The 12,707-nt window shown below is 63.2% G+C and carries 12 protein-coding genes and 2 tRNA genes; 2 read left to right on the top strand and 12 right to left on the bottom strand.

The features are described from left to right. From nuoK to BLQ76_RS19095, 12 genes are all read right to left on the bottom strand, one after another. Nucleotides 1–309, bottom strand: coding sequence for an NADH-quinone oxidoreductase subunit NuoK (gene nuoK / locus BLQ76_RS19150; RefSeq protein WP_090676647.1), 309 nt, complete (start codon nucleotides 307–309; stop codon nucleotides 1–3). Between the two features lie 25 nt (nucleotides 310–334). After that, the gene (locus BLQ76_RS19145; RefSeq protein ID WP_090676645.1) at nucleotides 335–952 is read right to left on the bottom strand and encodes an NADH-quinone oxidoreductase subunit J; all 618 of its coding nucleotides are present in this window, start codon (nucleotides 950–952) and stop codon (nucleotides 335–337) included. 126 nt (nucleotides 953–1,078) lie between these two features. After that, entirely contained in the window at nucleotides 1,079–1,570 is a 492-nt protein-coding gene (gene nuoI, locus BLQ76_RS19140; protein ID WP_062016009.1) for an NADH-quinone oxidoreductase subunit NuoI, read from the bottom strand. Between the two features lie 125 nt (nucleotides 1,571–1,695). Next, nucleotides 1,696–2,751 carry an NADH-quinone oxidoreductase subunit NuoH gene (nuoH, locus tag BLQ76_RS19135; RefSeq protein ID WP_090676643.1) on the bottom strand — a complete coding sequence of 352 codons (1,056 nt, stop codon included), beginning with the start codon at nucleotides 2,749–2,751 and terminating at the stop codon, nucleotides 1,696–1,698. Between the two features lie 11 nt (nucleotides 2,752–2,762). After that, nucleotides 2,763–4,838 carry an NADH-quinone oxidoreductase subunit NuoG gene (nuoG, locus tag BLQ76_RS19130; protein ID WP_090676642.1) on the bottom strand — a complete coding sequence of 692 codons (2,076 nt, stop codon included), beginning with the start codon at nucleotides 4,836–4,838 and terminating at the stop codon, nucleotides 2,763–2,765. Between the two features lie 75 nt (nucleotides 4,839–4,913). Beyond that, nucleotides 4,914–6,221, bottom strand: a complete 1,308-nt coding sequence (nuoF, locus tag BLQ76_RS19125) for an NADH-quinone oxidoreductase subunit NuoF (RefSeq protein ID WP_090676640.1) — start codon at nucleotides 6,219–6,221, stop codon at nucleotides 4,914–4,916. Nucleotides 6,222–6,232: 11 nt separating this feature from the next. Continuing rightward, complete coding sequence (nuoE, locus tag BLQ76_RS19120) at nucleotides 6,233–7,444, bottom strand: NADH-quinone oxidoreductase subunit NuoE (RefSeq protein ID WP_090676639.1); 1,212 nt, start codon at nucleotides 7,442–7,444, stop codon at nucleotides 6,233–6,235. 178 nt (nucleotides 7,445–7,622) lie between these two features. After that, entirely contained in the window at nucleotides 7,623–8,816 is a 1,194-nt protein-coding gene (locus BLQ76_RS19115) for an NADH-quinone oxidoreductase subunit D (protein ID WP_090676637.1), read from the bottom strand. Nucleotides 8,817–8,919: 103 nt separating this feature from the next. Further along, nucleotides 8,920–9,525 carry an NADH-quinone oxidoreductase subunit C gene (locus BLQ76_RS19110; RefSeq protein ID WP_425285180.1) on the bottom strand — a complete coding sequence of 202 codons (606 nt, stop codon included), beginning with the start codon at nucleotides 9,523–9,525 and terminating at the stop codon, nucleotides 8,920–8,922. Beyond that, nucleotides 9,522–10,082, bottom strand: coding sequence for a NuoB/complex I 20 kDa subunit family protein (locus BLQ76_RS19105; protein ID WP_425285179.1), 561 nt, complete (start codon nucleotides 10,080–10,082; stop codon nucleotides 9,522–9,524). The genes BLQ76_RS19110 and BLQ76_RS19105 overlap by 4 nt, the downstream gene beginning before the upstream one ends. Then, complete coding sequence (locus tag BLQ76_RS19100) at nucleotides 10,073–10,438, bottom strand: NADH-quinone oxidoreductase subunit A (protein WP_090676633.1); 366 nt, start codon at nucleotides 10,436–10,438, stop codon at nucleotides 10,073–10,075. Before BLQ76_RS19100 ends, BLQ76_RS19105 begins: the two co-directional genes overlap by 10 nt. Before the next feature lie 341 nt (nucleotides 10,439–10,779). Then, a tRNA-Asp gene (locus BLQ76_RS19095) sits at nucleotides 10,780–10,856 on the bottom strand. Between the two features lie 377 nt (nucleotides 10,857–11,233). Between BLQ76_RS19095 and BLQ76_RS19090 the strand changes: the two genes are divergently transcribed. After that, nucleotides 11,234–11,309, top strand: a tRNA-Val gene (locus tag BLQ76_RS19090). A gap of 423 nt (nucleotides 11,310–11,732) precedes the next feature. Continuing rightward, the coding region (locus BLQ76_RS19085; RefSeq protein WP_090676632.1) for a right-handed parallel beta-helix repeat-containing protein at nucleotides 11,733–12,707 on the top strand (975 nt) is incomplete at its 3' end.

Genomic DNA, 12,707 nt, shown 5'->3' with positions numbered 1-12,707 from the left:
TCAGCCTTTCATCGTGTTGACGTCGTCAACCGCAATGGACCCGCGGTTGCGGAAGAAGACCACCAAAATCGCGAGACCAATCGCGGCTTCCGCCGCCGCAACGGTCAGGATGAACAACGCAAAGACCTGGCCCGCGAGGTCGTTCAGGAAATGGGAGAACGAGACGAGGTTGAGGTTCACCGAGAGCAGGATCAACTCCACCGACATCAGGATGGTGATGATGTTCTTGCGGTTCATGAAGATGCCGAACACGCCTGTGACGAACAGGATGGCGGCAACCGTGAGATAATGTCCGAGGCCGACGGCCATGGCTTTCGTTCCTTGAACCGTTTCCTCAGATGCCCTTGCCGGTCTCGACCTTGCGGATCTCGATGGCGGTGGCGGGATCGCGTGCGACCTGGGCGGGAATGGACTGGCGCTTCGGGTTATGGCTGCGGCGCAGGGTCAGGACGATCGCACCGACCATGGCAACAAACAGAATGAGGCCAGCCATCTGGAAGAAGAAGACGTAGCGCGTGTAGAGCACCATACCGAGCGCTTCGATGTTCGACATCTGCTCCAGCGGCGGAATGGGCATGACGGTCCCGCCGGGAATGCTCGGCTGGAACGTGTTGCCCGAGAACGCAATCACGAGCTGCGCGAGCAGGATCACGCCGACGATCGCGCCGTAGGGAGCGTATTGGAGTGCCCCTTGCTTGATGCGACCGAAGTCGAGGTCCAGCATCATGACGACGAACAGGAAGAGGATCGCCACCGCGCCGACATAGACGACGATCAGGATCAACGCGAGAAACTCGGCGCCGGTCAGGAGGAACAACCCGGCGGAGGCCACGAAGGTCAGGATCAGGAAGAGCACCGAGTGGACCGGATTGCGGGCCAGGACGACCATCAGGCCGGAGCCAACCGCGACCAGCGCGAAAAGGTAGAAGAAAAAGGCCTGCAGCCCCAACATGCCGGGCTCCCCTGATCTGGGTTCAACGTCGAGCCACCGAACTCCCCTCGAGGTCGGTGGCCGCGCGTATCGATGCGATCGAGACTGGGTCGGGACTCATGCGGCCCGGCCCCCAAGGGCGACCGATTAGCGGTAAGGCGCGTCGAGCGCAATGTTGCGCGCGATCTCCCGCTCCCAGCGATCGCCGTTCGCGAGGAGCTTTTCCTTATCGTAGTAGAGTTCCTCACGGGTCTCGGTGGAGAACTCGAAGTTCGGCCCCTCGACGATCGCATCGACCGGGCAGGCCTCCTGGCAGAAGCCGCAGTAGATGCACTTCACCATATCGATGTCGTAGCGCACCGTACGGCGCGTGCCGTCGTTGCGACGCGGGCCGGCCTCGATGGTGATCGCCTGCGCCGGGCAGACCGCCTCGCAGAGCTTGCAGGCGATGCAGCGCTCCTGGCCGTTCGGATAGCGGCGCAACGCATGCTCTCCGCGGAAGCGCGGACTGACGGGGTTCTTCTCGAACGGGTAGTTTACCGTTGCCTTGGGCGCGAAGAAGTAGCGCATCGAGAGCCCGAAGGCTTTCACGAATTCAATCAAGAACAGGGAACGGATGGTCTGCGTCAGCGCGGTCATCGGGTGGCCTCTCGTCTCCGTTTCCAGAGCCAGAACAGGGTGGGCGCGGTGTAGGCAGCGCGCCCGATCAATCTTCAATCGGTTCGTTCGACCGGCAGCCGAACGACAGGTCAGGCCTCGCGGCGTCAGGAAGCGGCGGCCGCTCCCCAACCCATGATCTGCAGCACGAAGGCGACGATTACGACCATCGCAAGCGAGATCGGAAGGAACACCTTCCAGCCCAGGCGCATCAACTGGTCGTAGCGGTAGCGCGGCACGAAGGCCTTCACCATCGCGAACAGGAAGAAGCAGAACGCCACCTTCGCAAGGAACCAGATCACACCGGGAACCCAGGTGAACGGTGCGAAACCGAACGGCGGCAGCCAACCTCCGAGGAACAGGATCGTCATCAGGCAGCACATCAGCGTAATCGCCGCGTACTCACCGAGCATGAACATCATGTACGGGGTCGAGCCGTACTCGACCATGAAACCCGCGACGAGTTCGGACTCGGCTTCCGGAAGATCGAAAGGCGGCCGGTTCGTCTCGGCCAAGGCCGAGATGAAGAAGATCACGAACATCGGGAAGAGCGCGAGCCAGTGCCAGTCGAGGAAGCTCGCCGGCAGGCCGACCATGGTGCCGGGACCCGTCATCTGTGCCATGACGATGTCGGTCAGGTTGAGCGAGCCGACGCAGAGGAGAACTGTCACGATCACGAAGCCGATCGAGACCTCGTAGGACACCATCTGCGCCGCCGAACGGAGCGCACCGAGGAAGGCGTACTTCGAGTTCGACGCCCAGCCGCCCATGATCACGCCATAGACCTCGAGCGAGGAGATGGCGAAGATGTACAAGATGCCGATGTTGATGTCGGCGATCACCCAGCCATCGGCTACCGGCACGACCGCGAAGGTCGCGAGCGCCAGGGTCACGGCGACGAGCGGCGCCAGCAGGAAGACCGGCTTGTCGGCCGAGGCGGGGATCATCGGCTCCTTCAGGACGAACTTCAGGAGATCCGCAAAGGACTGGAACAGCCCGAAGGGCCCGACGACGTTCGGGCCGCGCCGCATCTGCACGGCGGCCCAGATCTTGCGGTCCGCCAGAAGGATGTAGGCGATCAGCACGAGAAGGACGACAAGGAAGAGCAGGCTCTGGCCGATGATTACCAGCGCCGGCCAGACGTAGGTCGAGAAGGCTTCCATGAACGTCGGTCCTACTCAGCGGCTTCGAGATGCTCGGCTCGCGCCAGGCGCGAGCATTCCGCCATCACCTTCGAGGCGCGGGCGATCGGGTTGGTCAGGTAGAAGTCGCCGATCCGCGAGGCAAAAACGTCGCCCGTCGGCGTGCCGGCGCGATCCGCCAGAGTCGTGATGACGCCGGCATCGGAGGCGACCGGATCGCCGGGACGGATAGCAGCAACCGCTCCGACCAGTTCGCGGCGCAATGCGCCGAGCGAGTCGTAGGGAAGCTGGCGTCCGAGAACGGCGGAAAGGGCTCGGAAGATCGCCCACTCCTCTCGCGCCTCGCCCGGCGGGAATGCCGCTCGGCTGCCAACCTGGACGCGGCCCTCGGTGTTCACCCAGGTACCCGACTTCTCGGTATAGGCGGCGCCGGGCAAGATGACGTCGGCGCGGTGCGCACCCCGGTCGCCGTGCGTGCCGAGATAGACGACGAACGGTCCCGGCGCGATCTCGATCTCGTCCGCGCCGAGATTGAACAGGACGTCGACACCGCCGGCTGCCATCTCGTGCGCCGTCTTGCCGCCCTCGCCCGGCACGAAGCCGATGTCGAGACCACCGACGCGGCTCGCCGCCGTGTGCAGGACGTTGAACCCGTTCCAGCCATCCTTGACCGCGCCGACCTCGCGTGCGAGCGCCGCGACGGCCGCCAGGATGTCGCCGCCATTGGCGCCGGCCAAAGGCCCCTGCCCCAAAATGATCATCGGCTTGGCTGCGCCGCGAAGCGCGTCGAAGAACTCGCGGTTGGCGCCCTCGATGTCGGCCAGCGTCTGAGGACCCGCACCGAGATAGGTGTAGGCATAGCGCAGATCGACGTTCTCGCCGATCATGGCGACCGGGAAGCCACCGCGACGCCAGCGCTTACGGATACGGGCATTCAGAACCGGAGCCTCGAAGCGCGGGTTCGCGCCGATGATCAGAAGCGCGTCCGCATCCTCGATCCCTGCGATCGTCGTGTTGAAGAGGTAGGAGGCGCGGCCGTCGGCGGGATCGAGCTTTGCACCGTCCTGGCGGCAGTCGATATTGGATGAGCCGAGCGCGGACAGGAGCCCCTTGGCGGCCCACATGTCCTCGACCGCCGACAGATCGCCTGCGATCGCGCCGATGCGTTCGCCAGGAACGCCCTGAAGCTTCTGCCGGATGGCTTCGAACGCTTCCGGCCACGAAACCGGCTGCAGGCGCCCATCGCGCCGCAGATACGGCCGGTCGAGACGCTGCGTGCGCAGCCCATCCCAGACGAAGCGAGTCTTGTCGGAGATCCACTCCTCGTTCACAAGGTCGTTGGTGCGCGGCAGAATGCGCATGACCTCACGGCCACGCGTGTCGACGCGGATCGACGATCCGACGGCGTCCATGACGTCGACGGACTCGGTCTTGGTAAGCTCCCAGGACCGCGCTTGGAAGGCATAGGGGCGCGACGTCAGCGCACCGACCGGGCAGAGGTCGATGACGTTGCCCTGGAGCTCCGACGTCATCGCCTGCTCGAGGTAGGTCGTGATCTCGGCGTCCTCACCACGGCCGACCAGACCGAGCTCGGAGATGCCGGCGACTTCGGTCGTGAAGCGAACGCAGCGCGTGCAATGGATGCAGCGCGTCATGATCGTCTTCACGAGCGGACCGATGTACTTGTCCTCGACCGCGCGCTTGTTCTCGGTATAGCGCGAGGAGTCGACGCCGAAGGCCATGGCCTGGTCCTGCAGATCGCACTCGCCGCCCTGGTCGCAGATCGGGCAATCCAGCGGGTGGTTGATGAGGAGAAACTCCATCACCCCCTCGCGGGCCTTCTTCACCATCGGCGTGTTGGTGAAGATCTCGGGCGCCTCGCCGTTCGGGCCCGGACGCAAGTCGCGAACGCCCATCGCGCAGGACGCAGCGGGCTTGGGCGGTCCACCCTTCACTTCAACGAGGCACATGCGGCAGTTACCCGCAACGGACAAACGCTCGTGGAAGCAGAAGCGCGGGATTTCGGCACCCGCCTCCTCCGCGGCCTGCAGCAGCGTGTAGTGATCGGGAACCTCGATCTCGCGGCCGTCGACTTTGATCTTTGCCATCTTCTTCGTCTCAGTCTGGGCGCACCAGCGAACCGCTCATCCCGTCGAGACGAGATGTGCGCGTGCGAGAAAAACCTACTCAGCCGCCTGAAGAACAGGACGACGATCATGGTCTGCGTTGCGCGAGAACTCGTCGATGCGACGCTCGATCTCAGCCCGGAAGTGGCGGACGAGACCCTGGATCGGCCAGGCTGCCGCGTCACCAAGGGCGCAGATCGTGTGACCCTCGACCTGCTTGGTCACGTCGAGAAGCATGTCGATCTCGCGCTTTTGGGCGTTGCCGACGACCATCCGCTCCATGACGCGCCACATCCAGCCGGTGCCCTCGCGGCAGGGCGTGCACTGGCCGCAGCTCTCGTGCTTGTAGAAGTAGGCAAGCCGAGCGATCGAGCGCACGATGTCGGTGGACTTGTCCATGACGATCACCGCAGCCGTACCGAACGAGGACTTCACCTCGCGCATGCCGTCAAAGTCCATTGGTGCGTCGAGGATCTGCTCGCCCGGAACGAGCGGGCAGGACGAACCGCCGGGAATGACGGCGAGGAGGTTGTCGTAGCCGCCGCGCACGCCACCGCAGTGCTTGTCGATGAGCTCACGGAACGGAATGCCCATAGCCTCCTCGACGGTGCACGGCTTGTTGACGTGACCCGAGATCGAGAACAGCTTGGTACCCGTGTTGTTGGGACGGCCGATACCGGCGAACCAAGCACCGCCACGTCGCAAGATGGTCGGCGCGACCGCGATCGACTCGACGTTGTTGACCGTCGTCGGGCAGCCGTAGAGGCCCATGTTGGCCGGGAACGGCGGCTTCAGACGCGGCTGGCCCTTCTTGCCCTCGAGACTTTCGAGGAGCGCCGTCTCTTCACCGCAGATGTAGGCTCCGGCGCCATGATGGACGAAGATGTCCATGTCCCAGCCGCACTTGTTGTCGCGACCCAGGAGACCATCCTCGTAGCATTCGTCGATCGCGCGCTGCAGCGCTTCGCGCTCGCGAATGTACTCGCCACGGACATAGATGTAGGCGGCATGTGCGCCCATCGCAAAACCGGCGATGACGCACCCCTCCACCAGCGTGAAAGGGTCGTTGCGCATGATTTCCCGGTCCTTGCAGGTGCCGGGTTCGGACTCGTCCGCGTTGACCACGAGATAATGAGGCCGCTCACCGACCTCCTTCGGCATGAAGGACCACTTCAGACCGGTCGGGAAGCCTGCTCCGCCTCGTCCGCGCAGGCCGGAGGCCTTCATCTCGTTGATGATCCAGTCGCGACCCTTGCCGATGATATCGGCGGTGCCGTCGAAGTGCCCGCGCTTCATCGCGCCCTTCAGGCTCTTGTCGCGAAGGCCGTAGATATTCGTGAAGATACGGTCCTGATCCTGCAGCATCGCTCGCCTCCTCAGTCCTTCGTATCGCGGTCGGTCTTGGGTTGAGAGCGGTTCTCGGCACCCGATGGCGACACGGCAGCGGGATTGCCCTGCGTATCGCTCGTATTCCGCCGCTGCTCCTCGAAGACGCCGGACGCGCTGGCATCCTTGTTGCCGAGATCCTCGGTCGCACTCGATGCGCGAGGGGCATCGCCGGGAACACGCTTGAAGTCCTGGACGAGGCGATCCTCCGCTGCCGCACCCTTGGCCTTCAGCGGACCGTCGGCACGGGGTTCCCCATCGCTGTTGCCCGCGGTCTCGCCGAACTCTGCGGCATCGCGTTCGACCTGTCCGGTCGGTCCCTGGCGTGTTCCGGCCTCGCGACCTGTTCCCGGGTTTTGCGCGCCCTTCGACGGATCGATGCTCGCTACATCGTCGGCGCGGTTGTCCGCTGCCGCAGCCGCTTCGGGGCTCGGTCCCTTCATCGAGCTGTCGGTCTCCGCAGCGTGGGTGTCGGCACGCGCCGCTTGAGACTCGTCGGACACGGCATATCCGGCGCCCGGACCCTGCGGAGGCGCATCGTTGGCAGCAGACGGACGCTGGGCCGAGACAGAGGCGCCCTCGTCCTCGTCACGGAACGACGTCAGCGTCGTCAGCCCACCCACCGGCACCGAAAGGTGGCGATCGATCTGCGGTCCCTTGCGGACGCTCTCGCCGCGCCCAGCTTCAAACTCGTCGATGATCTCAGCCAGTCGTTCGCCGGTCAGATCCTCGTAGGTGTCCTTGAAGATCATGACCATGGGCGCATTCACGCAGGCGCCCAGGCACTCGACCTCTTCCCAGGACAGGGTGCCGGACGCGTTCGGATGAAGCGGCTCGGGATGAATCTTCTCGCGGCATACCCGCTTCAAATCGTCGGATCCGCGCAACATGCACGGCGTCGTTCCGCAGACCTGCACGTGGGCGCGTGTGCCGACCGGCTTGAGCTGGAACTGCGTATAAAAGGTAGCGACCTCGAGAACGCGGATCATCGGCATGCTCAGCCTATCGGCTACATGCTCGATCGCCGCCTTCGTCACCCAACCGTCCTGATCCTGGGCCCGCATCAGCATGGGGATCACGGCGGACTGCTGGCGTCCCTCCGGATAGCGGCGGATCAGCGTCTCGACCCAGGCCTCGTTGTCGCTGGAGAAGGCGAAGGTCTGGGGTTGTGCGGCCTCTTCCGCAAGACGTCGGACGGACATTGGACCTCGATTTCAGAACGGTTCCAAGACACGCTCAGTGTGCGGCGCGTTCTAACACAGTATCAACAAAAGGCCAGCCGCCGGAGCCCCGGCAGCTGGATCGCGACGGCCTGTCGCGCAGAGCTCTGCGGCAGCGCTACGACAGCGCGCCGCCTCTCGAACGCTCAACCATGCAAGTTCAGCGGTCAACCTCGCCGAAGACGATGTCGCACGACCCGAGAATCGCGGACACGTCCGCGAGCATGTGGTCACGGCACAGGAAGTCCATGGCCTGGAGATGGGCGAAGCCCGGGGCCCGGATCTTGCAGCGGTAGGGCTTGTTGGTGCCGTCCGCCACGAGATAGACGCCGAACTCGCCCTTCGGCGCCTCGACCGCCGCGTAGATCTCACCTTCCGGCACGTGGAAGCCTTCGGTATAGAGCTTGAAGTGGTGAATCAGCGCTTCCATCGACCGCTTCATCGTCGACCGCTTGGGCGGCACGACCTTGCCTTCGGTCGACGCGATCGGACCAGCGCGATCACGGCCTGCCAAACGCTCGATGCACTGCTTCATGATGTAGGTCGACTGGCGCATCTCCTCCATGCGGATGAGGTAGCGGTCGTAGCAGTCACCGTTCTTCCCGATCGGGATATCGAATTCCATCTGATCGTAGCACTCGTAGGGCTGCGACTTACGCAGGTCCCATGCGGCGCCAGAGCCGCGAACCATGACGCCGGAAAAGCCAAGCGCGAACGCATCGTCGAGCGACACGACACCGATGTCGACGTTGCGCTGCTTGAAGATGCGGTTGCCGGTCAGCAGTTCGTCGATATCGGCGACCGCCTTCAAGAACGGATCGCACCACTCGCCGATGTCCTCGACGAGCTTGGGGTCGAGATCCTGATGGACGCCACCTGGCCGGAAATAGGCTGCGTGGAGGCGCGCGCCGCTCGCGCGCTCGTAAAAGCCCATCAGCTTCTCGCGCTCCTCGAAACCCCACAGCGGCGGGGTCAGGGCGCCAACGTCCATCGCCTGCGTCGTGACGTTGAGAAGATGCGAGAGGATACGCCCGATCTCGCAATACAGCACTCGAATGAGCTGCGCCTTGATCGGCACCTCGACGCCCGCCAAGCGCTCGACTGCGAGGCAGAACGCATGCTCTTGATTCATCGGCGACACGTAGTCGAGCCGGTCGAAGTACGGAATCGCCTGAAGATAGGTCTTCTGCTCGATCAGCTTTTCGGTACCACGGTGCAGCAGACCAATATGCGGGTCGACGCGCTCGACGTTCTCCCCGTCCAGCTCGAGAACGAGACGCAGAACGCCATGGGCCGCGGGGTGTTGCGGTCCGAAGTTGATGTTGAAGTTCCGGACGTCGATCATCTCGGCCATGGCGGCACCTCTGGTCAGAGCGCGGATATCGTCGCGGCCATCCGCGCCAACATCGGCAGTCTCAAGCAACGGCGGGCGCGTCGTGCGCCGCGCCCTTTTCTTGTCAATTCGCCTTCGCCTTCTCGTCGCCCGGCAGCACGTAGTCCGTGCCTTCCCAGGGAGAGAGGAAGTCGAATGAGCGCATTTCCTGACGCAGTTCGACCGGTTCGTAGACGACCTGCTTCAGATGTTCGTCGTAGTGAACCTCGACGAAGCCCGTCATCGGGAAGTCCTTGCGCAGCGGATGCCCCTCGAAGCCATAATCGGTGAGGATGCGACGCAGATCCGGATGACCGGTGAAGAGGATGCCGTAGAGGTCGTAGGCTTCGCGCTCGAACCAGTCCGCGCCCGCGTAGATGGCGGTGATCGAGGGAACCGGCTCATCCTCTTCGGTCGACACCTTCACTCGAATGCGGGTGTTGTGACGCGGCGACAGAAGGTGGGTCACCACCTCGAAGCGCTCCAAGCGATTGGGATAGTCGACGCCGCACAGATCGATGAAGCATGTGAAAAGGCAGCGCGCATCGTCGCGCAGGAAGGTGACAATCTCGGGAAGATCGCTCGGCGCAACCGTGACCGTAAGGTCGCCGAAGGCGATCTCACGGGCCAGGAGCTTGTCGCCGAAGCGCACGGCAAGATGGTCGGAGAGTTCAGCGAGGGCCATCATCAACGCTCGATCGTTCCGATGCGACGAATCTTCTTCTGAAGAAGCAGAACGCCGTAGAGCAGAGCCTCCGCCGTCGGCGGGCATCCCGGGACGTAGATGTCGACCGGAACCACACGGTCGCAGCCCCGGACCACGGAGTAGCTGTAGTGATAGTAGCCGCCGCCGTTGGCGCAGGAGCCCATGGAGATGACGTAGCGCGGCTCAGGCATCTGGTCGTAGACCTTGCGTAAGGCGGGCGCCATCTTGTTGGTCAACGTGCCGGCAACGATCATGACGTCGGACTGGCGCGGACTCGCGCGCGGCGCGAACCCGAAGCGCTCGGCATCATACCGCGGCATCGACATCTGCATCATCTCGACTGCGCAGCACGCGAGGCCGAACGTCATCCACATCAGCGAGCCCGTACGCGCCCACTGGATCAGGTCCTCGGTCGAGGTGACGATAAAGCCCTTGTCGGCGAGCTCGTTGTCGACATCGGCGACAAACGGATCAGCCGCAGGCGACACCTTTTGCAGGTCGGAACGCGCGGCGAACGGCGCGGAAGCGGGGTTCAATCCCATTCGAGGGCACCTTTCTTCCATTCATAGACGAAGCCGACCGTGAGCACGCCCAGAAACACCATCATCGACCAGAGACCGGCCCAGCCCAGCTCGCCGAACGAAGCTGCCCAGGGGAAGAGGAAGGCGACCTCGAGATCGAAGATGATGAACAGGATCGACACGAGATAGAAGCGGACGTCGAACTTCATGCGGGAGTCGTCAAACGCGTCGAAGCCACATTCGTAGGCCGACAGCTTCTCGTCGTCCGGCGCCTTGAAGGCCAGAAGGAACGGCGAGACGAGCAACGCGAGCCCTATGAAGAGCGCAACGCTCACGAATATTACGATCGGAAGATACGATCCCAGAAGCTGATTCACCGCTCGCAGACCTCGTTCGACTCGCCCAAACGGCGTTCGCCTGCACCCGGACGACCCGGTGCGACACGCATTCGGATCGTACAAGTCAGGTAAGCATCGGAAGGGCTGCCACAATGCGTCCAACGGCCACGGCCGACCCTTCGCATCTGCAGCGACGCTTAGACCCTTCCCAAACTAGGCGCAAGGCAGCGCGACGCGATGCCCTGACCGAATTTCAGAGCCTGAAAAGGAGAGTTGCAAGTCGCGGAAGACCGCGAAGGCTACTGCAAGCGGAAAGCCAACCTCGAGCCGACGATCCCAGCTGGATCGTCCTCGTCATTCGGGGTATGAACGAGACAAAATGGCGCGAGTGACGGGGCTCGAACCCGCGACCTCCGGCGTGACAGGCCGGCACTCTAACCGACTGAGCTACACCCGCGCTTGGTGCCGCTGGCGTGTTCGTCAGCGGCATGAGCGGCGGTTTACGGAAGCCGCCCTGCCCTGTCAACAGGGCTTCGTCGGTTCATGCCCCTCGTCGCGCAGATTCTTTCGAATGCCATCGGAGACCGCCGCGATGACCGTCCGGAGCTACGTCGTTTGCAGCCGACTGCTACAACATCGTCCGACTGTCTCGTTGTAGGACGAGCGGTTAGGATCGGGTTCTTGGCGGCCTCCGAAGCGAATCGAGGGAATAGGCCTCCGACCACGGCGCACGCTCCGTTTCCGGATGGACATAGCCGATACGAAACCAGTCGCCGGACAAACACCTTGCGAGCATCTCGCAGAGGTTATATCCGAAACCTCCACAAGACTGAGGGGCGATTAGCTCAGTTGGTAGAGCGCCTCGTTTACACCGAGGATGTCGGCGGTTCGAGTCCGTCATCGCCCACCATCCCGTTCCGGCCAACCGTAGGGATGTCGCCGCAACGAATGGCGACGCATGTCCCCGTATTCGGAAGAGATACTGGGACGAATAGGCGCGGTTTCCCTATCGCGCGCCTACAGCGTTGACATGGACCCGGGTCCGCCGCTCGGTTCATGAGCATTACGATGTAAAACTGCGCATTCTGCGCACATCGGCTGCGCTCCGCCGGCTTCGATTGGCCGGCGCCCCGCATCAGATGGCGAGATAAACGCTGGACGCGCAGATTTTACCGAATTTTAATATGCGCGTCCTCGATCATTCACTTGGCTCTTCTTCGACCACCCGACATACCTGCGTCGCATAACTTCCCCATAGGTCAGTTTGGGGCAGCCTTACCTGTCTAGGCTCCCATCAGCGTGCACTGTGCGCCTCGCAGGATTGGAAACAGACATGTCAAACGAGACAATCGTCGTCTCCAGTTCACAGGAGTTGGCAACCGCGCTGCGAGAGGCCTCCGGCGGCGAGACGATCCTCCTGAAGGGCGATGCTCGCTACTCCGTTTCGCTTGCGGACAAGACCTTTGCGTCGACCGTCACGATCCGCTCCCTCGACTCGCAGGACCAAGCCGTCCTGTCGTCGGTGAAGCTCGACGGGGTCGCAAACCTCAGGGTCGACGACGTGACGATCCACAGCACGTCGAGGCTGCCATGGCGGAGCGATGTCTTCGTCGAAGATTCGCGCAACATCGTCGTGTCCAACTCGACACTCACCGGCGACGCCGCCTCGTTCAATAACGGGCACGTCAAGCTTGGCGACAATGCGGTCCGGATCAAGGGGACGGATGGTTTCACGTTCACGAACAACGAGGTGTCGCACTACAACTTCGGCATCCAGGTGACGGGTTCGGACCGCGTCAGCATCCAGAACAACGACCTGCACCACATGCAGGCCGACGGCATGCAGTTCTCGGACGTCGACGACGTCGTGGTGGACGGCAACCACCTGCACGACTTCCTGGGATCGGCCTGGTCGATCAACCACAACGACATGATCCAGTTCTTCACCAGCGGCACCACCTCGCCCTCGCAGAACGTGGTGGTGCGCAACAACGTCCTGGACAGCGGACAGGGCCACTGGACCCAGGCCATCTTCTTCGGCAACGAGGCGGTGAACGCGGGCGCGAGCAACGCCATGCGCTACAAGAACGTCCTGATCGAGAACAACACCGTCTACAACAACACCTTCCACGGCATCACGGTGGACAAGGCCGAGGGGCTGACGATCCGCAACAACACGGTGCTGCGCAACACCGAGACCGCGATGGGCGAGGTGCGCAACGACGGCATCTACATCATGGTCAAGCCCGGCTCGGCCAACGTCTCGGTCAGCGGCAACGTGGCCGAGCGCATCCTGGTCGAGTCCCCC

Origin of the sequence: Aureimonas jatrophae (assembly GCF_900104035.1) — a bacterium.
GTDB lineage: Bacteria > Pseudomonadota > Alphaproteobacteria > Rhizobiales > Rhizobiaceae > Aureimonas > Aureimonas jatrophae.
This window is presented reverse-complemented; position numbering and strand designations above follow the sequence as displayed.